Source organism: Lactobacillus iners DSM 13335, from assembly GCF_000160875.1.
GTDB classification, from domain to species: domain Bacteria; phylum Bacillota; class Bacilli; order Lactobacillales; family Lactobacillaceae; genus Lactobacillus; species Lactobacillus iners.
The window spans coordinates 66,049-91,542 of sequence record NZ_GG700811.1; the positions used below are offsets into that span (position 1 = coordinate 66,049).

Annotated in this window: 21 protein-coding genes and 1 tRNA gene; 19 read left to right on the forward strand and 3 right to left on the reverse strand. The window is 31.9% G+C overall.

Annotated elements, in window-relative coordinates; translation table 11 throughout:
* Positions 1-4: 4 nt before the first annotated feature.
* Complete coding sequence (locus HMPREF0520_RS05335; RefSeq protein ID WP_006729882.1) at positions 5-406, forward strand: rhodanese-like domain-containing protein; 402 nt, start codon at positions 5-7, stop codon at positions 404-406.
* Positions 407-460: 54 nt separating this feature from the next.
* Here the strand turns inward: HMPREF0520_RS05335 and HMPREF0520_RS05340 are convergent, their stop codons facing one another.
* Positions 461-640: a DUF3042 family protein gene (locus HMPREF0520_RS05340; RefSeq protein ID WP_006729883.1), complete on the reverse strand. Its 180-nt coding sequence runs from the start codon at positions 638-640 to the stop codon at positions 461-463.
* Positions 641-714: 74 nt separating this feature from the next.
* Between HMPREF0520_RS05340 and miaA the strand changes: the two genes are divergently transcribed.
* The 6 genes from miaA to pulA (HMPREF0520_RS05370) all read left to right on the forward strand — a co-directional run bounded on the left by miaA (position 715) and on the right by pulA (HMPREF0520_RS05370) (position 8,919).
* On the forward strand, positions 715-1,650 hold the full coding sequence (miaA, locus tag HMPREF0520_RS05345) for a tRNA (adenosine(37)-N6)-dimethylallyltransferase MiaA (protein ID WP_010222474.1): 936 nt from the start codon (positions 715-717) through the stop codon (positions 1,648-1,650).
* 104 nt (positions 1,651-1,754) lie between these two features.
* Positions 1,755-3,092 (forward strand): type I glutamate--ammonia ligase, encoded by a 1,338-nt coding sequence (gene glnA, locus HMPREF0520_RS05350; RefSeq protein WP_006729885.1) that lies wholly within the window; start codon positions 1,755-1,757, stop codon positions 3,090-3,092.
* A gap of 102 nt (positions 3,093-3,194) precedes the next feature.
* Positions 3,195-4,370, forward strand: a complete 1,176-nt coding sequence (locus HMPREF0520_RS05355) for an MFS transporter (protein ID WP_006731629.1) — start codon at positions 3,195-3,197, stop codon at positions 4,368-4,370.
* 39 nt (positions 4,371-4,409) lie between these two features.
* The gene (locus HMPREF0520_RS05360; RefSeq protein ID WP_006729887.1) at positions 4,410-5,363 is read left to right on the forward strand and encodes an ATP-binding cassette domain-containing protein; all 954 of its coding nucleotides are present in this window, start codon (positions 4,410-4,412) and stop codon (positions 5,361-5,363) included.
* The gene (locus tag HMPREF0520_RS05365; RefSeq protein WP_006729888.1) at positions 5,356-6,864 is read left to right on the forward strand and encodes a glycine betaine ABC transporter substrate-binding protein; all 1,509 of its coding nucleotides are present in this window, start codon (positions 5,356-5,358) and stop codon (positions 6,862-6,864) included. Before HMPREF0520_RS05360 ends, HMPREF0520_RS05365 begins: the two co-directional genes overlap by 8 nt.
* 66 nt (positions 6,865-6,930) lie before the next feature.
* Entirely contained in the window at positions 6,931-8,919 is a 1,989-nt protein-coding gene (gene pulA, locus HMPREF0520_RS05370; RefSeq protein WP_006729889.1) for a type I pullulanase, read from the forward strand.
* A gap of 5 nt (positions 8,920-8,924) precedes the next feature.
* Here the strand turns inward: pulA (HMPREF0520_RS05370) and HMPREF0520_RS05375 are convergent, their stop codons facing one another.
* Positions 8,925-11,183: an HAD-IC family P-type ATPase gene (locus HMPREF0520_RS05375; RefSeq protein WP_035514909.1), complete on the reverse strand. Its 2,259-nt coding sequence runs from the start codon at positions 11,181-11,183 to the stop codon at positions 8,925-8,927.
* A 122-nt stretch (positions 11,184-11,305) separates the two neighbouring features.
* On the opposite strand from HMPREF0520_RS05375, the gene HMPREF0520_RS05380 reads away from it, so the two are divergent.
* The 8 genes from HMPREF0520_RS05380 to HMPREF0520_RS05415 all read left to right on the forward strand — a co-directional run bounded on the left by HMPREF0520_RS05380 (position 11,306) and on the right by HMPREF0520_RS05415 (position 20,756).
* Positions 11,306-11,392, forward strand: a tRNA-Ser gene (locus HMPREF0520_RS05380).
* 95 nt (positions 11,393-11,487) lie between these two features.
* Positions 11,488-12,042: a phosphatase PAP2 family protein gene (locus tag HMPREF0520_RS05385; RefSeq protein WP_006735685.1), complete on the forward strand. Its 555-nt coding sequence runs from the start codon at positions 11,488-11,490 to the stop codon at positions 12,040-12,042.
* A gap of 153 nt (positions 12,043-12,195) precedes the next feature.
* Positions 12,196-13,482 (forward strand): phosphopyruvate hydratase, encoded by a 1,287-nt coding sequence (gene eno / locus HMPREF0520_RS05390; protein ID WP_006729892.1) that lies wholly within the window; start codon positions 12,196-12,198, stop codon positions 13,480-13,482.
* 136 nt (positions 13,483-13,618) lie between these two features.
* Positions 13,619-15,490, forward strand: coding sequence for a type I pullulanase (gene pulA / locus HMPREF0520_RS05395; RefSeq protein WP_006729893.1), 1,872 nt, complete (start codon positions 13,619-13,621; stop codon positions 15,488-15,490).
* Between the two features lie 17 nt (positions 15,491-15,507).
* Positions 15,508-17,130, forward strand: coding sequence for an ABC-F family ATP-binding cassette domain-containing protein (locus HMPREF0520_RS05400; RefSeq protein WP_006730225.1), 1,623 nt, complete (start codon positions 15,508-15,510; stop codon positions 17,128-17,130).
* A gap of 380 nt (positions 17,131-17,510) precedes the next feature.
* Complete coding sequence (locus HMPREF0520_RS05405) at positions 17,511-18,560, forward strand: methionine ABC transporter ATP-binding protein (protein WP_006729895.1); 1,050 nt, start codon at positions 17,511-17,513, stop codon at positions 18,558-18,560.
* A complete protein-coding gene (locus tag HMPREF0520_RS05410) occupies positions 18,553-19,254 on the forward strand; it encodes a methionine ABC transporter permease (RefSeq protein ID WP_006729896.1) in 702 nt (233 codons plus the stop codon). Before HMPREF0520_RS05405 ends, HMPREF0520_RS05410 begins: the two co-directional genes overlap by 8 nt.
* A gap of 122 nt (positions 19,255-19,376) precedes the next feature.
* On the forward strand, positions 19,377-20,756 hold the full coding sequence (locus HMPREF0520_RS05415) for a threonine/serine exporter family protein (RefSeq protein WP_010222488.1): 1,380 nt from the start codon (positions 19,377-19,379) through the stop codon (positions 20,754-20,756).
* 54 nt (positions 20,757-20,810) lie between these two features.
* On the opposite strand, the gene HMPREF0520_RS05420 is transcribed toward HMPREF0520_RS05415, so the two are convergent.
* Positions 20,811-21,317: an aminoacyl-tRNA deacylase gene (locus tag HMPREF0520_RS05420; protein WP_006729898.1), complete on the reverse strand. Its 507-nt coding sequence runs from the start codon at positions 21,315-21,317 to the stop codon at positions 20,811-20,813.
* A gap of 61 nt (positions 21,318-21,378) precedes the next feature.
* Between HMPREF0520_RS05420 and HMPREF0520_RS05425 the strand changes: the two genes are divergently transcribed.
* From HMPREF0520_RS05425 to dtd, 4 genes are read left to right on the forward strand one after another with little or no spacing between them, the layout of a single operon-like run.
* Complete coding sequence (locus tag HMPREF0520_RS05425; protein WP_006730184.1) at positions 21,379-22,311, forward strand: 50S ribosomal protein L11 methyltransferase; 933 nt, start codon at positions 21,379-21,381, stop codon at positions 22,309-22,311.
* 36 nt (positions 22,312-22,347) lie between these two features.
* On the forward strand, positions 22,348-22,728 hold the full coding sequence (locus HMPREF0520_RS05430; protein WP_006729900.1) for a hypothetical protein: 381 nt from the start codon (positions 22,348-22,350) through the stop codon (positions 22,726-22,728).
* Between the two features lie 9 nt (positions 22,729-22,737).
* A complete protein-coding gene (locus tag HMPREF0520_RS05435; RefSeq protein WP_006729901.1) occupies positions 22,738-24,990 on the forward strand; it encodes a RelA/SpoT family protein in 2,253 nt (750 codons plus the stop codon).
* On the forward strand, positions 24,990-25,427 hold the full coding sequence (gene dtd, locus HMPREF0520_RS05440; protein WP_006729902.1) for a D-aminoacyl-tRNA deacylase: 438 nt from the start codon (positions 24,990-24,992) through the stop codon (positions 25,425-25,427). The genes HMPREF0520_RS05435 and dtd overlap by 1 nt, the downstream gene beginning before the upstream one ends.
* The last annotated feature ends 67 nt before the right edge of the window (positions 25,428-25,494 follow it).

The following is a 25,494-nucleotide window of genomic DNA, read 5'->3' on the forward strand; positions in this document are numbered from 1 at the left end:
AAAGATGGACAAAGTTTTGATAATTCTCAATGTGTTATTGACTGTTATTATTCTAGCTCTAGCTGTTAATTGGTTATGGTTAAGGTGGCAAGCAAAAAGACTTGGTGGTAAATTAACACAAAAACAATTTGAAGAAGGAAAAAGAAAAGCACAAATTATTGATTTGCGAACTAAGGATGCCTTTAAAAATAAACATATTTTAGGTGCTCGTAGTTTACCTTTTTCGATGATTAAATATCAATATAGTGAAATTAGATCTGATTTGCCCGTTTATTTATATTCAGATTCATTAATGATCAATATTAGGGTTGCTAAATTTCTCAATAAGAAAGGTTATCATAAAGTATATTGGTTGGAAGATGCGTTTGCAAAATGGGAAGGTCAAACTAAAACTTCTAAATATTAAAAAATAGAGGATTAAGATAATCCTCTATTTTTTGTAAAATAAGCAATTAACCAATTATGACTGATGTGCAGAAAAACTTTTTCTATTAGCTTTGCGGCGGTTATCAGCAATTCTTGAATCTTCTTTATCTTCAGGATCTAATACTTTCTTTTTATAAGTAAATAGACCGACAGCTAATGCACCTAAAGTTGTTAAAATACCAGTTGCTACACCAGTCCCAAATTTTTTGGACATCTTAAATTCCTCCTTAATTGTTTCTTATACTTAAATTTTATCAAGTTTATTCTTTTTTTAAAAGGAGAATGATTATGCAAAAAATAATAGTTATTGTTGGCCCCACAGGTATTGGTAAAACTGAATTAGCAATCAAGTTGGCTCAAAAGTTAAATGCGGAAATTATATCTGGTGATTCGATGCAAATATATCAGGAAGTTAATATTGGCACGGCTAAGCCGACTTCGGCAGAGCGTGCAGCAGTTAAACACTATCTTGTTGACCAACAATCAATTTTTACGGAATATTCTGTTAAAGAGTTTGTATCCCAAGCAAGTAAAGCGATAGATGAGATTACGGCTAAGGGCAAAATTCCTTTAGTTGTCGGTGGAACAGGTTTTTATATTAATGCATTAATAAATAAATTACAATTAGGCGAACGGGAAAGCTATAACGATAGTGTAGATTCAAGATGGCTTGAATTACTTAAATCTGAGGGTGAACATGCATTATGGCAAAAATTAAATGAAAAAGATCCTATCACTGCTGCTAAAATACCGTATCAAAATCATAGACGTGTGCTTAGAGCGTTGAGTGTTATTAGTAGAACTGGCAAACTTTTTTCTGATCAGCAAGTAGATATTGAACCTAGATACGATGCTTTAATCATCGGATTAAATAGTGATCGTCAGCAAGTATATGAGCGTATCAATAATCGGATTGATAAGATGATGGCTAGTGGATTATTGACAGAAGCTGAGATGATATATCACAATCTTGATAAATGTCATCAAGTTGTACAAGCAATAGGTTATAAAGAATTTTTTCCTTACTTTAAGCATGAGGCAGATTTAAGTTATTGTGTAGATAAGTTAAAGCAGGCTTCTCGTAAATATGCCAAGAGACAAATAACGTATTTTAGACATCAATTATGCGTTAAATGGTTGGATCCTCTAAAAGATGATCATATTCTTGATTATATGTTGATATTATCAAATAATTTTATTCATAAAAAATCAAAAAAATATTGACGATACCAATTAACACTGTTATTATTTTCGTTGAGTAAACAAACGGGTTTATATGCATTTCAAGGACTATACCAATTTTTGCTTTACTCTAGATTGGATGGATTATGAAGAGAATATTGACGGCTGATGATATTAAAATGAGTGTGAAGGATAACGATGTTTGCTTTTTGCGGTTAGCATTTACGGATATTAATGGAACAATGAAGAATGTTGAAGTTCCGACAAGTCAATTGGATAAAGTGCTAGCTAATGAAATTCGTTTTGATGGTTCTTCAATTGATGGATTTGTGCGTATCGAAGAAAGTGACATGGTTTTATATCCTGATTTATCTACATGGATGGTTTTGCCATGGCAGGATGGCACTTCAGGTCGGATCGGTCGTTTGACATGTAGTGTACATAAAGTAGATGGAACACCATTTGAAGGAGATCCTCGAAACAATTTAAAACGCATTTTGAATGAAATGAAGTCAATGGGATATACTGACTTTGAAATTGGATTTGAAGCTGAATTCCATTTGTTCAAATTAGATGAGAATGGTGGCTGGACTACTAATGTTTGTGATCATGCATCATATTTTGATATGACTGACAGTGATGAAGGTGCTAAATGCCGTCGTGAAATTGTTGAAACTTTAGAAGGCATGGATTTTGAAGTTGAAGCTGCTCACCACGAAGTTGGTAATGGACAACAAGAGATTGATTTTAAATTTGATGATGCATTAACAACTGCTGATCGTGTTCAAACTTTCAAAATGGTAGTTAGGACAGTTGCTAAAAAGCATGGACTTTGTGCTACTTTCATGGCTAAACCATTAGAAGGTGAAGCAGGTAATGGTATGCATACTAACATGTCTATATTTAAAGATAAGCGTAATATCTTTTATGATGCTAATGGTAAATATGGCTTGTCCAATGAAGCTTTATATTTCTTAAATGGTATTTTAGAACATGCTCGTGCAATTACAGCAATTGGTAATCCAACAGTTAACTCATACAAGCGACTAATTCCAGGATATGAAGCACCTGTTTATATTGCTTGGGCTAACAAAAATAGATCACCACTGGTTAGAATACCTGCAGCTGAAGAAGTTACTACTCGTTTGGAATTGCGTTCTGCAGATCCAACAGCTAATCCATATCTTTTATTAGCAGCAACATTGAAGGCAGGTTTAAATGGTATTAAAGAAGCTAAAATGCCTATGGAACCTGTAACAAGTAATGTATTTGAAATGTCTGAAGAAAAGAGAAAAGAACTCGGTATTAAGCCTTTGCCGTCTACACTTCATAATGCTATTAAGGCATTTAAGGCTGATAAATTAATTCAAGAAGCATTAGGAGAACATTTGACCAAGAGTTTCATTGATTCCAAGGAATTGGAATGGGCACGATATACTCAAAGTGTTTCTGAATGGGAGCGTCAAAGGTACATTAATTACTAAATTATTATTATCTTTACTAAGGTTTGCATATAAGCGTGTGCAAGCCTTATTTTATTGATATAATTAAATTGCATTCATTGTATCAATAGTAGGAGTAGTTAATTGAAAAAAACAAAGTCAATTTATACCATGGATGTTATCTTGGTAATGGCAGCATCCTTTTTATTTATGTTTTCTGTTATGTTTGTTACGCCTTTAATTAATGGTTATGCATTAAGCTTAGGTGCAGATTCGATTTTGGCAGGCATCATAACGGGTTCTATGAGCATTGTTTCAATATTTTTGCGTCCAATTGCTGGCAATTTAGTCGACCTTTATTCCAAATATTGTCTTTCATTAATTGGTGGAATATTAATATTGATTGGCGTATCTGGTTACTGGTTAGTTAATACTAGTGGATTATTAATTTTATTTCGTTTAATAAATGGTACAGGATTTGTCTTAGCAACGATATGTATGACAACGTGGCTAGCATTTTTAGTACCACGAAGGTTTGTAGGGGAAGCAATGGGTTTTTATGGATTAATGAATGCCTTAGCTATGGCTGTTGCACCACTGATTGCCATTAATTCATATAAGGTAATCGGATATCGCTATTCGATGATGATTGCTAGTTTAGCAGCAGTAATTATGTTAATTATGATTAAGTTTGTTAAAAATCATGCTATACCACAAAATAAGTTAAGCCTTAAAAATATTAAGCACATTAGGATAATACAAAAAGATACAATCCCCGTAGCCTTATTAATGCTTTTCTTTTCGATACCATATTTTGCAACACAAGCTGATTTAGTTGAATATGTTGCTATGAGAAAGCTATCTGTTAGTGTAGGATATTTTTTCTTGATATATGCACTGTCGTTGTTAATTATTAGAATATGGCTTAAACGTTTCTTTGATACAATTGCATTTGGTTTTTGGTTTTGGCTAAGTTTAATTGCTATGATTATTTTTCTAATTTCAATGGCTTTCATGAAAAATAATTTCATCATGTTAATTGCAGCAGTGGCACTATCCATTGGCTATGGTGTAATCTATTCAATTAATCAGACTACCGCATTATTGCTTTCTCCTTTAGATCAGCAAGGCTTAGCAAGTTCAACAGTTTATTTAGGATTAGATTTAGGAATGGCTAGTGCACCGATTTTAGGTGGTATTATTGCTTCTACAATACCTCATTTTTACTTTTACCCTATTATGTTGATAATGGTTCCTTTTGTTTTAGTTATATATTTTATTTATCGTAAAAAACTAAATGGTGCTATTCAAAATCATTAATATGTTTTATTTAATATAAAATTTTGTGTGGAGAATTATATGATAGAATATCAAAATGTTTCAAAAAAAATTAATAGAAAAACATCTTTGAAAAATGGATCTTTAAATATCAATAATGGAGATTTGCTGGTTATTGTCGGTTCTAATGATAGTTGTAAAAAAATAATTATTAGACTTTTGAATCGCCTAATCGAAGCTGATGAGGGTGATATATGGTTTAATCATAAAAAAATTACCGATTACACTATTAAGGATTTGAGATCCAAAATTAGTTACGTTAGTACACAAGCTAATTTGTTTAATAATTTAAATATTTACCAAAATTTGACTATTAGTTTAGATAAAAATATTTCTGGTCAAGATAAGCAAACCATAGCCAATACATTGTTAGAATTGATTGATATGGATAACCAATGTTTGAATATGAAACCGCACGAATTGACATATTTTGAACAAAAAAAGATTAGTTTAGCACGTGCTTTTGCAATTAATCCGCAAGTAGTTTTATTAGATGATAGTTTTGATGAAATGGATAAAATCAGTCAAATCAAACTTCACGAATTGTTGGTTAGGTTAAAGAAACATTTTCATACTACTATTTTGATGACAACTGATGATATTGCTGATGCATTAAAATTGGGTAGTTCAATTGTTATTGTTAATGATTCAAAAATTGAACAAGTAGGTACTGCACGAGATATCTCACAACATCCAGCAAATCTATTTGTTAAGCAATTATTAGAGAACAATCATATTGGTGTATCATTTGATTTGGAAACATTGCTAAAGAGTGAATTAGGTGTTAATCCACGTTATTATCCTAAAACTGATATGCTAGTTAGGTATCATGTATATAATTTTAAAGATCTAGTTAAAGATTGTTCAAATCATCCAGATTCTTTATTTATTGCTGAGACGGATTTTGGTGAATTCTTAATTGAACCAAAGCGTGTTTGGAATTTTCTATTAAAGAGGTTGTCTACCAATGATTGATAATATATTAAATTTAAAACAAACATCTATAGTTTTGAACTTTTTGATGGATGAGATGACTATATTGTTTGTTTCTTTTGTTGTTTCTAGTTTATTGGCATTATTACTGCATAAATGTGCTCGCTTGACTAAGGTTATTAATTGGTTATTTAAGTTAATTTTAGTTGTACCAATCTTTTTGCTTATAGCTTGGATCTTTATCAAACATAATATAGTTTTAACTATATATCTATATTGGATTATAGGATCGGCATTTGCGACCTGTGTGTTATTTCCAGTTATAAACAATGCTTTTACCAAAATAAATCCCGAATTAAAGACCACGGCGGTTGCTTTGGGGCTTAGCAAAAAGAAAATTTTCTTTAAAATAGAGTTGCCATTAGTTATTGCTGATATTATTGGCGGTTTAAAGAAAATAGTGTTTTATTCATCCATTTGGTTGCTGATAATCAATTTGATTAGTATTAGAAATTGTAGTCAAATTAGTTTAATTCATTTTTCCAAAATTCAATGTAATATAGCTATAGTTTTGACATTATCGGTTTTATTACTAAATTTCATTTTTTGCTTAGTTAAGCTTTTTAATGCAAAATTTCAGTGGATGTTTTTAATCATAGTTCTTCTTTTCGGTATAGTAAGTTTAGGAGCATATTCATTAAATAATATTAAAACTGTTGCAAATAGTGCAAAAAGTGAGCAAATAATCATTGCTAGTAAAGATGATAGTCAATTTGATATTATTGCTAATATGTACAAGATATTGCTGGAAAAAAATAAAAAGTATCATGTTACTTTTAGTAGAAGAAAAGATGATCGTCAGATTTTAAAAGAATTAAGAAATGGAAACATTGATATTTATCCTGAAGAAACTAGAAAGGTTTTTTCATTAATTGATAATAGCGACAAAAAATTTGCTAACATTGATGAATTATATCGTTATACAAGAGATATTTTGTATAAGCAAGATTTGATATATATGACACCGATGGCTTACCATAACAATTATGTTTTAATTGCAGATAAAGAATTTGCCAAGCAAAATAAGATTACAAAAATTAGTGATTTACAGAAATATAAATCTAAATTGGTAGTAGGGATGTTTAAAGATTTTGCTTATTCTTCTAATGGATATGAGGGATTGAAAGATGTTTATAAATTGGATTTTCCAAAAATGAGCGTGACAACAGCTGATCAATGTTATGAGAAACTAAGAAAGCGTCAAGTCAATTTAATTGCTGCAACGTCTAATGATCCAGAGATTAAGAAAAATAACTTATTGATTTTAAATGATGATAAATATTATTTTGTACCTTATCAAGTAGCACCGATTATTACTAAAAGATTTGCAAAAAAACATCATCAAGTCGTTAAAATAATTGAAAAATTAGCAGGAAAAATTACAGATGATGAGATGATACAATTAGAAACCCAAGTTAAACTTGAGCATAAAAATGCTGCTAAAGTAGCTAAAGCATTTTTGCAAAGAAATAAATTAATCTAGAGTGATGACTATTTATTAAAGAGCTGAGGCTCTTTTTTTTATTATAATTAATATATTGCATGGTGTATGCATGTGTATATAATTAAAGTAAGCGTTTTAAAAACTGAAGAAGGGTTTTTGGAAAAGGTTATGGAAAAGCATGTATTGAAAAAATTTTACGGATTAACTTCTCCTGAATTTGATAGAGAAAATTACTACGGTGGGTCTGATTTAGGACTTAGTTTTGAAAAAGACAAAGTTATCTTTAAAATATGGTCGCCAATAGCTGATACAGTTACTGTTAGACTTTATCATGATTTAAATAATAATAGTATAAGTGATCGTGAAATTACCCTGGATAAGGAAAATGCTGGAGTTTGGACTTGTATGATAAGCTCAAAATACATTGGTTGGGCATATGATTATAAATTCACATTTTGTGATGGCACTGTAACCTATGCTAATGATCCATATGCAGTTGCAGCTACGATCAATGGGGTTAGAAGTGTAATTATAGATATTGCTAAGATTGAAGTAAATGATCTAGTTAAGTTGCCGTCATTTACTAATCCTACTGATGCCATAATTTATGAAACCAGTGTACGTGATATTACTGCAGATAAAAATGGTGGTTTTAAATATCCAGGATTATTTTTAGGCCTTAGTGAAAAAAATACACATACGGCACAAGGTTATGCTACAGGTTTATCATATTTAAAATCATTAGGTATAACTCATGTTCAATTACTGCCTATGTTTGATTTTGGTAGTTTAGATGAAGCTGATCCTAATCATAGTTATAATTGGGGCTATGATCCAATTAATTATAATGTACCTGAAGGAACTTATTCGACTGATCCAGCTGATCCTGTATGTAGAATTAAAGAAATGAAATATATGGTTAATGAATTGCATCGGGCAGGAATAAGAGTTGTCATGGATGTAGTTTATAATCATGTTTTTGATATACATAAACAAGCCTTTGAACAGGTTGTACCAGGATATTATTTTAAGCATGATGAAAAAGGAAATATGATTGATGATATCGGAATGGGTAATGCTATTGCCAGCCAGCGATTAATGGTAAGAAAGTATATTGTCGATTCAATTATATTTTGGATAAAGAATTATCATATAGATGGTTTTAGATTTGATACAATGGGAGTTTTAGATGTTGACACTATGAATTTAGTAGTAGAAGAGGCACATAAAATTGATCCTGGTATTTTAATTTATGGCGAAGGATGGAATATTAAGCCAATTGAACGTCCATTAGAATCAGGACATGATCATGCAAGTTTGATGCCTAACGTCGGTTTTTTTGGTGAAAATCTTCGAAATGCTGTGATTGGTGAAAGTGGGGAATATGCTGACTATCGCCCCGGCTTAGTTCAAGGTAATTTAGCTGAAGTTGGTGCAAGTGGTAAAAAATATTATGAGCAAGATGTATGCGAATTTGTTAAGGGCTTTATGGGTAGTAATGGTTTTCATACTTACATAGCACCTCACCAACTCATTAATTATTCAACATGTCATGACAATTTTACATTATACGATGCTTTAATTGCTCATTTGCCTAATGCCAGTCGTCCAGAGATTATTAAGCGAGCCGAAATGTCTTTGGCTATGATTCTGCTTGCAGAAGGTGTCCCATTAATACATTCTGGTCAAGAATGTTTACGTACCAAAAATGGCAACGTAAATTCATATAATGCACCCATCGAGGAAAATAAAATAGATTGGTTAAGAGTTGAACAAAATCAAGATCTAATCAAGTTTTTTAAGAAATTAGTTAATATACGTAAAAAATATTCGATTTTCAGAATTGATGATTACCAAGAAATAAGTCGCATTGTACGACCATATGTTCTAAAACAAAATGGAATTTTTGCGTTTGAATATACTATGCCTACATGCAAATTGTACGTTTTGTTTAATATTAAAAATGAAACTCAGCTATTTAATCAAATTGATTTGAGTGGTGCAAAAGTCATATTGAGTAATGATAATGATTTGATCTTATCTCAACATTCTTCTCTTGGTGCATTAAGTACTTCCATTGTCATTGTGAAATAATAGTTTTAGTTTTTGACAGTTATTTTTTTGTAAATTACGTCAATAATTATTGCAGCTAATAAGCTAAAAAGAATTGCTAATCCAATTTCTGATAATGCTAATTGTTGAATGCCTAGACCCATTGCTGTTATTGTTAATGTAATGACTATATTGATTAATTGTGTAATATATACATATTTTGAAGGCAAGCTTTTCCAGAAATATGTTTTGGATCTAGTAATTAAAACTAGTAGCATAGCACTAAAAACTAAATATATATATATAATAGCTCCTATTTTGGCAGGGGCTATTTGTTTTTGAGTGCAAAAGTACAATAAAGCTAGACCTGACAACATAAAACCACTAGCTAGAGAGAATGCTCGTTTAGCTAATTTTAATATATCCCAATTTTCTGGATGATAACTTACATAGGTATTATCAGTTCCAATCATCATTGTGACCATATTATTCATGATTGTATATATTACCATTGCATTTAGTGCCATCGGAATATAATTTAAGCAAATAAAACCTATGGTTAAAAGCATTGTTAATTCTGCTGTTCTTGATAATTTGGTAAGTGACCAAGTAGTCATGCGATGATAAACTCGATGACCAGCATCTAAAATTTTAATAATCGGTGATAAACCGTCTTGCAATAAAACCATTTTGCTACTTTTCTTGGCAATATCGGTTGCATTATGCATAGCAATGCCAACTTCGGCTTGTTTTAATGCAGGAGCATCATTAACGCCATCACCAGTCATCCCAACTATAAAGCCTTTTTGTTGTAACAATTTTACTATAAATAGTTTATCTTCTGGTAATACATCAGCAATCCCGGCTAGTTCATGAATATTTAGATTTTCAGTGAAATTATTAATTGAGATTACTTTCCCTTGTAATCCAACTTGAGTAGCTATACTTTGTGCAGTTTTTTGATTATCGCCAGTTAGCATAATGGCTTTGATACCACGATTTTTAATTTCTTGTAATGTTGTGATAGCATCAGGGCGAATTGTATCTTTTAGGATGAAAATCCCAGCTAATTTATTATTGATTAAGAAAGCTACGCTACGTCCATTTTCAAAACTTATTTGACCAATTTTTTCAATTGACGTTGTATCCAATTGGGAAAGTTGTTTAAAAGAACCTAATTTTAAGTCTAAATTACCAACTTGAGCCTGTGAATAGCCTTTATCAGATGTAAATGAAATATACTTATCTGCTTTAATTAATTTAATATTTTTTTGCTTGAGAAAAGTAAATATAGCATCGTCAATAATCCCACTATTTTTTTCGTCTAAGGTAGCACTAACATATGATAGAACTTCTTTGTCAGCTTTTTGGCATAAGTTGTACCATTTAAAAACAGATGTTTTATTTTCAGTAATTGTACCTGTCTTATCCAATAAAAGTAGATTTAGATTAGCTGCATCTTGAATGCCAGTTAAGTCAGCTGTTAAAACACCTTCTTGACTTAATTTAGTAGCTTCAAAAGAGTTAGAGAGTGCAAATGTTGATGGCATAGCGACAGGAATAGAAGCTATAAACATCATCGCTAAGAAAGGAAGCATATCTAAAATATTTTTACCATGAATAATTGCAAAAAAGATTAAAATTAAAGTTAAAATCCCATCTAATAGGCAAAGATAATATATTATTGTGGTTAACAGTTTTTGTAAATGACCAGGAGCTGCGGAAGTGTTGATTAAGTTGATAGTTTTACCGTTTCGTGAATTTTTTCCTGTAGCAATAATAGTTGCTAAAGCTTCGCCTTTGATAACTATACTTCCACCAAAAATGGTTTCTGTTTCTTTTTTGGCAATTAGGTTGCTTTCACCACTTATGGCACTTTGGTCTACTTGAAGATTTCCTTGTACAAGTTTGGCATCTGCACCTAATATATCACCCTTTTTTAAACTAATTAAATCGCCAATAACTAAAAACTTTGCATCAATTTGTTTCCAAATATTATCTCTCTTAACGATAACTAGGGGATTTAATTTGTGAGCAATCATATTAAGTACTTTACGTGATTTCTTTTTCTGTGTAGCTCCGTTAAATGCTGCAAATAATAGCATTAAGAGTACAAAAAATGATTGGATCCATTTACCTAAAAAACATTCTAGTATTAAAGCAGCTTCTAATATCCAAGCAGATATATTCCATAATTTAGAAGCAAATGCTTGCCAAAAATTGTATTTTGGATCTGGTACATCATTTAGACCATCAATTTTCAAACGCTTATCTGCTTCTTTTTGTGTTAAACCTTTAATTTCCATAAAAACCTCAAACTTTTTCAAATGCATGACTATTAGATAAGTTTAACGCAGATTTTAATTTTTAACAAAAATCTTTTATTGCCATTTAAATGAAAATTGATATAATTGGTAGTGTCACACGTGGTGAGTTGGCAGAGTGGTAATGCACCGGACTCGAAATCCGGCGAACCGATTTTATCGGCGCGCAGGTTCAAATCCTGTACTCACCTTAAGATTTGAGGAGGTTATCATTTTGGTGTTAACCTCTTTTAGTTTTTTTTGCTAACTTTACATAAAAAAGATTATGTGTATATGGAATTTTATCATGGAATTATTTATATTGATTTTAGTATTTTTGCATCTTGTAATGTTGAATAAGATGCAAAATATGGATGATGTAACCAAAATGACAAAAGATGTAACTGTAAAATTCAAGTTGCTATGGAAAATTATAACTTATGTATTTTCGCCTATTGATATTATGTTATTTTGTATATTTGTCAGTACGATTTTATGGATAAATGGAAATTCGAAGTTAGCATGTTGGTTTTTATTATCGCTGATTTTGACTGATGTAGTAGGGATAGCATTAAAAATTGCAATCAAGCAAAAAAGACCGACCAATAGCATATGTCATAGGAAAGGTTATAGTTTTCCTAGTGGTCATGTTTTATCAGCTATGACTTTAATATATTTGCTGATTTTTACTTTTAATCTTGAAAAAAATATAATTTGGCTTTGCATATTTAATTTGCTGTTACTGGGTATTATTTCGTCGCGAATTTTTTTAAGGCAACATCATTTACTAGACGTTATAGCTTCTTTAGTTTTAAGCAGAATTTGTTTTTTGATAGCTATTTTTATATGGCGAATTTTGTAATTAATTATTTTAGCATTTACATATTGACAATCTAGGACTAAAATATTGACTGTAAGTTAAGTGGGTGTTAATCCCAAGTGACGATAGAATAGGTTGAACTTTGTATATTTTAATCTTTTCTTCGCCTCGATTATAAGGAGGACTTTTTAAATAATGTTAAAATCAGTAATTGAAAATGTTCATGGTAGAGAAATTTTTGATTCACGTGGTAACCCAACTGTGGAAGCACAAGTTACACTTTCAAATGGTGTTGTAGCTATTGCTGAAGTTCCATCAGGTGCTTCAACTGGTGAAAATGAAGCTGTTGAATTGCGTGATGGTGATTCACGTCTTGGTGGTAAAGGTGTTATGAAGGCTGTTAATAACATTAACACTGAAATTAATGCTGCATTAAAAGGTATGGATCCATATAACCAAGCATTAATTGATCAAACTATGATTGACTTGGACGGTACTCCAAACAAGGGTCGCTTAGGTGCTAATGCTATTTTGGGCGTTTCTATGGCTGTTGCACGTGCTGCTGCTTTAGATTGTCACCAACCATTATATAGATATCTTGGTGGAACTGATCTTGAAATGCCACAAACTTTCCACAATGTTATTAATGGTGGTGAGCATGCTGATAATGGTATCGATATTCAAGAGTTTATGATTACTCCTGTTAAGAAGACATCATTCCGCGATGGTTTTGAAAAGATTGTTAATACATACCACACTTTGAAGAAAGTGCTTGAAGAAATGGGTTATGAAACTGGTTTAGGTGATGAAGGTGGTTTTGCACCTAACATGAAGAACTCTGAAGAAGCATTAAAAGCATTGCACGAAGCTATTATTAGAGCAGGTTACAAGCCTGGTGAAGATATTGCAATTGCATGTGACTGTGCTGCATCATACTTCTACAACAAGGAAGATGGTAAGTATCACTTGGAAGGTAAAGTATTAGATGATGAGGAATTAGCAGAATACTACGATAAGTTGTTAGCAGAATTCCCAGAATTAATCTCTATGGAAGATCCTTATGATGAAAATGATGTTGAAGGTATGGTTAAATTTACTCAAACTCATAAAGATCGTTTACAAATTGTTTTGGATGACTTCATTTGTACTAACCCTAAGCTTTTAAACAAAGCTATTCATGAAGGTGCTGGTAATGCATCATTAATTAAATTGAATCAAATTGGTTCTGTTACTGAAACATTGGAAACTGTTCGTCTTTCACGTAAGAATGGTTACAACACTATGATTTCTCACCGTTCAGGTGAAACTGGTGATACATTCATTGCTGACTTTGCTGTTGCAGTTAATGGTGGTCAATTAAAGACTGGTGCTCCAGCTCGTTCAGAACGTGTTGAGAAGTACAACCAATTATTAAGAATTGAAGAAGAACTTGGTGCTGGTGAAAGATTAGCATTCTTCCCTGATAATGTGGATTTGGATTAATTTATAGCTTAATTAGTAAAAAAACTTCCTACTTTTAGTGGGAAGTTTTTTTTGCAATATTATTTTTATACCAGTATAATGTTAATACGTATATTGATGTTAATTACCATTTTTAGCAAAAAGGAGCTTTAATTATATGTTATCTATAGATGAAATACAATCTCCTGAGTTTGATATGAAATATTTTTATGATTTGGATGATTTGGGAGCTACATTTTACGATGATAAAATAAAATTACGCTTATGGGCCCCAACAGCTGAGAAAGTTTGTGTTAATTTATTTGCTAATTATCAAAGTGATGCACCTAAATTAGCTTCATTGGAAATGGCAAAGTCAGAAAAGGGCACGTGGCTTATTTTTTTAGATAAAAAATATTATGGAAAAGCTTATACATATTGTTTGACATTTGACAATTTTACCACTGAAACAGTAGATCCATATATTCAAATGGTCACAATTAATGGCAAATATGGTGTCTTATCTGATGCCAATAAGATAAAACCTGAAAACTTTGATAGGATGTCACCTTTTTCTAAGGCTACAGATGCTATTATTTACGAAACTAGTGTGCGAGATTTTACAATCGATGTTAATTCGGGAGTTAAAAATAAGGGTAAATTTTTGGGGATGATAGAGTCTGACACTGAAACACCATTAGGTTTATCAAGTGGGTTAGATTATTTAAAAAAATTAGGTATCACTCATGTCCAATTTATGCCGATATATGACTTTGGAAGTATCGATGAGTCTGTTCCTGATGCATATAATTGGGGCTATGATCCTGCAAATTATAATGTCCCTGAAGGTAGCTTTGCTTCAGATCCGGCAAATCCAGCTAGTCGTATTATGGAAATGAAACAGATGATTAAGGGATTGCACGATGCTGGCTTACGAGTAAGTATGGATGTCGTATATAATCATGTTTACATTCGGAGAATGCATGCCTTAGAAAAAACTGTTCCAGGTTATTTCTTTCAATATCGTGACGGAAAACCCACTAATGGTTCAGCATGTAGAAATGATGTTGCCAGTGAGCGGTTAATGTGTAGAAAATACATATATGATTCTGTTATGTATTGGGCTAAGGAATACAAATTAGACGGCTTTCGTTTTGATTTGATGGGTATATTAGATGTAGATACTATGAATCAAATTAAGCGTGGGCTTAATGAGATAGATCCAAGCATTCTTGTTTATGGTGAAGGATGGGATATGCGTCAGACTAATCATGAAATTGGTGCAGGACAATATAATGCAAATAAATTGCCAGGAATTAGTTTCTTTAGTGATGATTTCAGAGATAGTATACGTGGTTCTGAATTTGCTGGTGTAGAGCCTGGTTTAGTATTTGATATGGATCATTATGGATATTATCGAGCTTCTAGAATGTTTATTGCTGGTTTCTTAGGTGGAAAATTTTATAGTTCTTTATCAAACCATCCTTATCAGTCACCTATGCAGACCATTAATTATGTAGAATGTCATGATAATTATACATTATTTGATAAATTGAAATTATTGATGCCTAATATTGATGAAAAGGAAATTCATCGTCGAGCAAAGTTAGCTTTAGCTATGGCGATTTTGGCTGAAGGTATTCCTTTTATTAATAGTGGTCAAGAAGCTTTTAGAACTAAACAAGGAGATCCTAATAGTTATAGTAGTGGCGATCAGATTAATAAAATTGACTGGAATAGGATGTCAAAAAATAAAGATGATGTTTTATATCTCAGTGAATTATTAAAAATACGCAAGAAATATGATGTTTTTAGGTTAGATGATTATAGTGAAATTGAAAAGCGAATCAAGTTATTAATTGCTGGGCAAAATGGCCTATTTGCATTTAGCTATGATCAGAATATTATCGTTATTTTTAATGTGTTTAATGATCAGAAAACAAATTTAGGTCTTGATATGACAGGATTTAAGAAGATATTTTCAAGTGATGCAGATCAAGATTGTCACACAGTTGCACCGTTGTCTGTAAATGTATTTGTTCGTAAGTAGTAGAAGGAGAATAATATTTGATTACAGTTAATAATTTAAGCCTTAATATGGCAGGTCATACACTATATGAAGACGTTAATTTGAAATTCACTCCTGGTAATTGTTATGGAATTATCGGAGCTAATGGTGCAGGTAAATCAACTTTTTTGAAATTACTTGAAGGAAAAATTGAGCCAACTACAGGTAGTATAACAATTGGAGCAAATGAACGTATTTCTAGTTTAAATCAGGATCACTTTGCATTTGAAGAATTTACTGTTATGGAAACAGTTATTCAAGGTCATAAGCAATTGTACGATGTTATGAAGCAAAAAGATGCATTATATGCAAAAGCTGATTTTAGTGATGCTGATGGGGTTTTGGCTGCTGAATTGGAGACTAAATTTGCAGAACTCGATGGATGGAATGCTGAAGCAGATAGTGCTAAATTGTTGCAATCATTAGGCGTTGCTGAAGAGTTGCATCAAACTATGATGTCAGAGTTACCAGAATCTGTTAAAGTTAAAGTTTTATTAGCACAGGCATTATTTGGTAATCCTGATATATTATTGCTAGATGAGCCTACTAATGGTTTGGATGTTCACACTATTGAATGGCTGGAGAATTTTTTAGCTAACTATGAAAATATTGTTATGGTAGTATCACATGATAGACACTTTCTTAATCAAGTGTGTACACAAATGTGTGATGTTGATCGAGGAAAAATCCAATTATATGTTGGAAACTATGATTTTTGGTATGAATCAAGTAAATTAGCTACTGAATTAGCAAATAATCAGAATGCTAAAAAAGAAGAGAAAATCAAAGAATTACAAACTTTTATAGCAAGATTTTCTGCCAATGCATCTAAATCAAAGCAGGCAACATCACGCAAAAAGCAATTAGAAAAGATCACTCTTGATGATATTAAACCTTCTTCACGTAAATATCCATATATCAAATTTGATATGCATAGAGAATTGGGCAATGATTTGGTTAAAGTTGAAAATGTATCGTATAGTGTAGATGGTCGTAAGATTTTGGATAATGTTACATTTTCTGTACGTCCAGGTGATAAAGTCGCATTTATATCACGTAATACAGTTGCTATTTCGATATTATTGCAGATTATTGCTGGTAAATTAGAGCCAGATACAGGTAGTGTTACTTGGGGTCAAACTACAGCTTTTAATTATTTATCTCGAGATTTAAATGCTAATTTTAATGATAGTGAATTGACTATTTTAGATTGGTTACGTCAATATGCAAGTAAGGAACAAGAAGATAATACATTTTTACGTGGATTTTTAGGTAGAATGTTATTTTCTGGTGATGAAATAGATAAAAAGATCAAAGTTTTATCTGGTGGTGAAAAAGTTAGGTGTCAATTATCTAGGTTGATGTTGCAACCATCTAATGTCCTAATTTTAGATGATCCTACCAATCATTTAGATTTGGAATCTATTACTGCTTTGAACGAGGCCTTAAAGGCTTATTCTGGTTCGATTTTATTTACATCACATGACCATGAGTTTATTCAGACGATAGCTAACCATATTGTGGAAGTTGGATCTAAAGGCATTGTATCTAGACAAGATATTACTTACGATGAATTTATAGACCATGAAATTGTTCAACAACAGATCAAAGACATTTATTAATTTATATGCTTGACAGTATATTTTAAAACATGTAAAATAAATACAATAATTATTTTTAAACATTATGTTAGCAGAGTAGAAGTGATATTTGTTCTCAGAGAGCTTACGACTGGTGAAAGTAAGTAACGATTAGCTTCGAACATGGGCTAATAGAAAGTGGCAATAACGAATTTTTAGTTATTGACGGGGTTGTTTTCGTTAATCAAACAAGGTAATTCTCATATTATTGGGAGCTACTTGCTGAGATTGATTATGTGAGTAATCAGTAAATAAAGGTGGTAACGCGAGCATTCGTCCTTTTGGATGAGTGCTCTTTTTGTTTACTCAAATAAATACGAAATAATGGATAAAAATAAGGATTGATATTAAGGGGGATTATTATGGCAAAGCAAATTTCGTTAAAAGATATATCTGTAATTTTTGATGGAAATGTTGCAGTAGATAAAGTTAGTTTACAAGTTGAAAAAGGTGATATTTATGGTGTTATCGGATTTTCTGGTGCAGGTAAATCAACTTTAGTCCGTACTATTAATTTATTGCAAAAACCTACTAGTGGTTCGATTACTGTAACAAATGACATTTTGTTTGAAGATGGAAAACAGAAGATTGATGCTAAACAATTACAGGAGAAACGTAGAAAAATTGGTATGATCTTCCAGCACTTTAATTTGCTTAATGAAGCTAAAGTAATTGATAATGTAGCCTTTGCATTAAAGCATTCGCAATTATCTGAAAAAGAAATTCATACTAAGTGTTTACATTTATTAGAATTAGTTGGATTGCAGGATAAGGCAAATTTTTATCCTGCTCAACTATCTGGCGGTCAACAACAGCGTGTTGCAATTGCAAGAGCATTAGCTAATGATCCAGATATATTGATATCTGATGAAGCAACTAGTGCTTTAGATCCTAAGACAACCAATCAGATTTTAGATTTGCTATATGAATTGAATCAAAAATTACAATTAACGATAGTTTTAATTACACATGAGATGGATGCTGTAAAAAGAATAGCTAATAAAGTTGCTGTAATGGAAGATGGTAAATTAATAGAAAATGGTAACCTGCTTGATGTATTTTTACATCCTAAACAGAAATTAACTAAACAATTTGTAGGTGGTGCGTTAGAAGTTCAACATATTTTGAATACCTATAGCTTAAATGAAATTGCACCAAATGATCAATTATACCAATTAGTTTATGGTATCGATGATGTTACAAAGTCTGTAGTAGCTGATTTAGATGAAAAAGTAGGTACTAAAGCAAGCATCTTGTATGGAAATGTTGAAGTATTAGGCGGAAAATTAATTGGTACTTTGGCAATTTTGCTCAAATTAGATGCTAATAAAGAGCAAGAAGCTTTGCAATTTTTGAGAGATAGAAATGTAATTGTAACTAAATTGGATAAGGATGTGTTAAGAAATGTTTAATATACTTGAAAAATATTTACCTAATGTTGTAGCTCAAGGATGGAGCGGCGATGCCGGTTGGCAAACAGCCATTTTACAAACCTTATATATGACTTTTTGGTCAGCATTATTTGGCGGATTACTCGGTTTAGTCTTTGGTCTTGGTTTGGTGTTAACCAGACAAAAAGGTATCTTGGAAAATAAATTGCTTTTTAGCATTATTGATAAAACTGTTTCAGTATTTAGAGCAGTCCCATTTATTATTTTATTGGCCTTTGTTGCTCCATTTACTAAGGCGTTGGTTCATACTCAAATCGGCGAAACAGCTGCATTAGTACCATTAACTTTGGGTGTTTTTCCATTTTTTGCACGTCAAGTGCAAGTTGCATTAGAAAGTGTTGATCTTGGTAAAATTGAAGCTGCTCAAGCATTAGGTGCTACGACGCTCGATTTGATATTTGATGTATATTTAAAAGAAAGTCGCAGTGAACTAATTAGAGTATCAACTGTTACTTTGATTAGTCTAGTTGGATTAACTGCTATGGCAGGTGCAGTAGGAGCTGGCGGTTTGGGAAATACTGCAATTTCCTACGGTTATAATAGATTTAATAATGATGTAACTTTTGTAGCAACTATATTGGTATTACTATTAGTATTAATTATTCAATTAGTTGGAGATTATTTAGCTGTTAAATTTAATCATCAAGAACGGTAACGAGGTCAAGCTATTTTACGTAAAATAGCTTGGCTTTTTTATGTTTTATATAATAAAGTGTTAAGTCATTTCATTAATTTTATGTTAAAATTTTAAATGTAATAATTTATGTGAGGTGGCTAATGAGTAAGAAAAATAATAATATGAAACACGAAAATTGCTCCAGTAATAAATGTCATACCTTATCACATCATCATCATATGCGTATTAGATGGCATGAGTTTTTTACCAGTAAAAGTTCAACTTTAGCTAAAGAAGCAACATTATCTGAAAGGTCTGTTATTGTTGGTCATGTAGGTATGATGTTGCTATCGTTTGGAACTGGTGCATGGAGAGTAAGATCTGCTATGAATACCATGGCTCGTAACTTAAATATGACTTGTAGTGCTGATATAGGGCTAGTATCATTAGAGTACACTTGTGTTGATGAATTTGGTCACAGTTATACGCAAGCCTTGAGTTTACCATCTACGGGAGTTAATACTGCTAAACTTAATAAAATGGAAGCATTTGTCAGTCAATTTGAAAAAGATCATGGTAATTGGACAATAGAAAAAATTCATAATACATTAGAAGAAATTACTAAACAAAAAGCTTCATATCAACCATGGCAAGTGGCACTTGCTTCTGGAATTGCTTGTGGTGGATTCACATTCTTGCTGGGTGGTGGAATTTTTGAAGTTATTTATGCTTTTTTCGGTGCTATGGCGGGAAATTATGCCCGACGTAAGATGATTGATAAGCGTATGACTGTTTTAGCAAATGTAATAGTTGGAGTTTTAGTAGCATGTTGTGTCTATGCTTTAGCTTTTTATATAAGTAATCTTTTCATGCATGTCAGTGCTAGACATTTAGATGGCTATATCGGTGCTATGTTGTTTGTGATACCAGGTTTTCCTTTCATTACTTCTGGATTAGATATCTCTAAAGTTGATATGCGTTCTGGTTTGGAAAGAATGGCATTTGCATCTATGATTATTGTAGTTGCTACAGCAGTAGGATGTATAATTGCTCTTGTCTTACATTTGCATCCACAAGATTTCTTACCTTTAAACTTAGAACCAGTTATTTTAACTATCTTACGTTTATTTGCTAGTTTTTGTGGTGTGTTTGGTTTCTCGATCATGTTTAATACTGAAGTTAAGATGGCTATGCTAGCTGCTGTATTTGGTGCTATTGCGAATACTATGCGACTAAGTTTGGTTGATTTTGTAAATTGGCCACCTGCTTTGGCAGCCTTTTTAGGAGCATTTTTAGCAGGTATCTTGGCATCGATAGTTCGAAAGAAAATTGGTTATCCTAGAATAGCGTTGACAGTTCCAGCGATTGTTATTATGGTTCCAGGATTATATATGTATCGAGCAATGTTTAATTTGACTTTAGCATCGTTTGTGCAGGGTGAAATTTGGTCTATTAAGGCATTGTTGATTGTGATCAGTTTACCTTTAGGATTAATTACTGCACGTATTTTAACAGATCCTAAGTGGCGTCATGCAGGATAAATAAATCATACTTACTAAAAAAGCCTTTTTGTGCCTTAACACAAAATAGGCTTTTTATTTATCTAATAAATCACAAAAAGTTGCATTCGTGAGTGTTGCCAAATCGGTAGGGTTTAATTTAACGCTTCTACCAACTTCACCGCTTGAAACAGCAACTAATGGTTCATTTTTCATACTATTGTCCAAAAAAATCGGATAATGAAATTTTTCATAAATTCCTATAGGAGTATTGGCACCGTGAACGTATCCTGTAGTTGATAAAAGTTTCTTTAGAGGTAATAGTTCACATTTTTTATTATTTGAGATAGTTGCCAATTTTTTCATACTTAAATGTTCAGTAACGGGAACTACTGCTATAATAGGTGAATTTTGGTTACCTTCACAAACAAGAGTTTTGTAGACCAAATGTTCATCTTCAGCTAAAATAGTAGTATCAATCTGTTTAACATCACCATGTTGAGTAACATTGAATTGAAGTTGGCTATAAGGTATTTTATGTTGATCTAAGATTTTTTCGACCAAAGTTTTCTTTAAATTTTGTTTTTTATTTTTTTTCGACATTTTTATCACCACTAGCTATAATAAAACATAAATTAAAAAAAAGTCAAAAGGAAGTATAAAATTGCAATTAAATGGTGTTCAAATTATGTGTTCTAGTGAGTTGGAAGAGCCACTCACTTATTTTTTGCAAAGCGATTTAGCAGCAAAAGGAATTGAAGTGCGTCGTAGAAGTGATTTTGATGACGTATTAACTGCTAATATCTTAGCTCAAGATGCTAATGAAATTCCTGATGATATGGAATTGACAGCTTATTTTGCAATTGGAATTGAAATAAGTGACATAATTTCTCAAATAAAAGCAAAGTTATTAGAGCTAAAAAACTATGGGTTCAAAACTGATAACGTTGAATTTAAAGTCATTCAAGTTTGTGATAAAATGTGGCAAAATCAGTGGGAAAAATTTTATCATAGAGTTGATTTCTCACGTAGTTTAGCCATAGTACCTGAATGGGAATGTCCTAAACCATTAAATCCTCATCAAATTGTTATTAAAATGAATCCTAAGCAAGCTTTTGGTACAGGTACACATATTACTACCCAATTGATGTTGATGGTTATGGAACGTGTATTACTTAGTGAGATGTCTGTGTTAGATGTAGGAACTGGATCGGGTATTTTATCTATAGTTGCGTCCAAATTTGGTGCATCTAATGTTTGTGCTACAGATATCTCTGATGATGCAATAGCTTCAGCTAAAAAAAATCTGGCTTTGAATGATATTGACAATGTTGAATTAAAACAAGCCAATTTATTAACGGGCGTAAAGGGGAAATATGATTTAATTTTGGCTAATATGTTAGCAGAGATTTTGTATCAGCTAATTCCTCATTTATCTGATCACTTGGCTCGCAATGGTAGTGTAATTATGTCTGGGATTGATTGTGAGCAGCTATCTAGAATAGAAAAGTTACTATCTGAAAATGGATTTACTGTTAATTTGAAAATACAAGAAAAAAGATGGTTTTGTATCTTAGTAAGTCAAAAATCAAATTAAGTGATAAAATTATAAAAAAGAAAAAAGGTTGAGTGTATGAAAAAAGTTTTACATAAAATATCAGAAATTATATCTGTTGAATTTTGGCACAAATTAAATCAGAAAAGTTATATGTCTATTGTATTTTTGGCAATGTTTTGTATCATTTTAAGTCTTTTGTGTTCATTGGCACATTTAAGAAAAGTATGGTTAGTAGCACTTATTTTTCTTATTTTTAATAGTTATATATCATTTCAAATAGGGTGCTTGATTGACTTTCATAAACTTAGCAAAAAATGGTTATTATTTTTTCCAATTATTTTTGCCTTAATGGTTACTATTCATTTTGCAAAATATAATTATTTCTTTTGTTTAATTTATTTATGTTTTGAACTTTTTGGTTTATGGCATAACGATCTGTATCAGGTTAGAAAATAGGGTGATAAAATGTCTAAATATGTGGAAATGACACACGATGAGGTTCTGGCAGCGTGTAAAAAATATATGAATGAAGAACATGTAGCATTTGTCGAAAAAGCATATGCTTTTGCCAAAGATGCACATGAGGGTCAATTTAGAGAATCAGGGCAACCATATATAATTCATCCAACTCAAGTTGCTGGTACTTTAGCTAGTTTGGGTTTAGATCCGGATACAGTTGCTGCGGGGTATTTGCATGATACCGTGGAAGATACACCCGTAACTAATGAAGATATCAAAAAAGAATTTGGTAAAGATGTTGCTTTTATTGTCGAAGGCGTTACTAAATTAAAAAAAATAAAATATAAATCGAAAACTCATGAAGAGTATTTAGCAGACAATCATCGAAAAATGTTAATTGCAATGGCTAAAGACTTACGTGTAATTATGGTTAAATTAGCAGATCGTTTGCACAACATGCATACTTTGGATCATTTGCGACCTGATAAACAACGACGCATTGCTGATGAAACATTAGATATTTATGCCCCACTAGCTGATAGATTAGGTATTGGAACAATTAAGTGGGAATTAGAAGATATGAGCTTGCACTATTTAAATCCCCAACAATATTATCGGATTGTTAATCTCATGCAGTCTAAACGTAGTGAACGTGAAAGATATATTTCTAGTGCTATTTCTACCTTAAAGGCTAATTTAGATGATTTAGGTATAAAGTATGAAATTTTTGGTCGACCTAAACATATATATTCAATTTATAAAAAGATGGTCAACAAACATAAAGAATTTAGTGAGATCTATGATTTGTTGGCAGTTAGAGTTATTGTAAAAACCGTTCGTGATTGTTATGCGGTTTTGGGAGCTGTGCATACCAAATGGACACCAATGCCAGGAAGATTTAAGGATTATATTGCAGTGCCTAAAGCTAATGGATATCAATCCTTGCATACTACGATTATTGGACCTGGTGGTAAACCGCTAGAAATACAAATTAGAACGGAAAAAATGCATCAGATTGCAGAATATGGTGTTGCTGCACATTGGGCATATAAAGAAGGTGTACAAACTGCAGTAGCTGAAACGCCATCAAGTAAGAAAATTGATATGTTCCGTGAGATTCTTGAATTGCAAGATGAAACTAAGGATTCTCATGAATTTATGAATAGTGTTAAGACTGATATTTTTTCTGATAGAGTTTATGTTTTTACTCCTAAAGGTGATGTTTATGAACTTCCTAAGGGATCTGTACCATTAGACTTTGGTTATATGATTCATTCGGAAGTAGGTGCCCATTCTGTAGGAGCTAAAGTTAATGACAAAATAGTTCCTTTGGATTACCAATTAAAAAATGGTGATGTAGTAGAAATGCTGACGCAAAGTAGTGCCACACCATCTAGAGATTGGATAAAATTAGTAAAAACTTCTAGTGCTCGTAATAAGATAAAACGATTTTTCAAGTCTGAAGATCGTGAGAAAAATATCGAAAAAGGTATTGAATTGGTTGAACAAGAGTTACAAACACGTGGTTTATCATCCAAAACTTATATGGATAAGTCGCACGTCAATACTGTAATTGAGCATTTTAATTATCATAATGAAGAAGAATTATTTGCAGCAGCTGGATTTGGTGAGATATCACCTGCAAGTATCGTTAATCGGTTGACACAAGATTTACGTAAACGTGAAGAAAATGAGCGTAAACGTCAATTAGAAGCAGAAATTATGAATGCCGGACAGCAGAAAATTAATCCGGTTTCTGAAAAGCACGAATCTTCTAATGGAGTTATGTATATTAAGCATAATAATGGTGTAATGATTCAAGGCGTTTCAGATTTAATGTTGCGGTTAGCAAAATGCTGCAATCCTGTTCCAGGCGATGAAATTGTCGGTTATGTTACTAAGGGGCGTGGTGTTACTGTCCATCGAGCTGATTGTCGCAATATTAATGGAGTTGCTAAATCACAAGGGCGATTAATTGAAGTTGCTTGGGAGAATATCGGTGAAAATAATACAGCAGAAAACTTTAATGCTGATATTGAAATCTACGGCTTTTCTAGATCTAAATTTTTAAGCGATGTGATTAATGCTCTAAACTCTAAGACCAAAAATATTATCAATATTTCAGGTAAAACAGATAATAATAATATGGCACATATTTATGCGACTGTTTCAGTAAGGGATACCGCACATTTAGAGGAAATCATGGGACGATTACGTGATATCGCAAATGTATACGAAGTAAAAAGGTCTGTTAATTAATGAGAGTAGTAGTTCAAAGAGTTTTACAAGCAAAAGTAGAAATTGATAAAGAAGAAATAAGTTCAATTGATAAGGGGATGTTACTTCTCGTAGGAATTGGCATGGATGATACGAGAGATATTGTTAAAAAAATGGCGGCTAAGATCTCAAAAATTCGTATTTTTGAAGATAATTGTGGTAAAACTAATTTAAACATCCACGAAGTTAATGGGAAAATCTTAAGTGTTAGCCAGTTTACTTTGTTAGCAGATACCAAGAAGGGCAATAGACCCAGCTTTGTTAATGCTATGAAGCCTCCAATGTCCTTAGATTTGTTTAATTATTTCAATGAATGTTTAGTTAATGACGGTAATGTTGTTGAAAGAGGGCAATTTGGTGCGGATATGCAAGTAAGTCTAATTAATGATGGTCCTATGACGATAGTTTTAGATTTATAAAAAATGTCTTGATGTTTGACATTAGTACATAAAAAAAGTAAGATAATTAATAATTATTAATGACGAA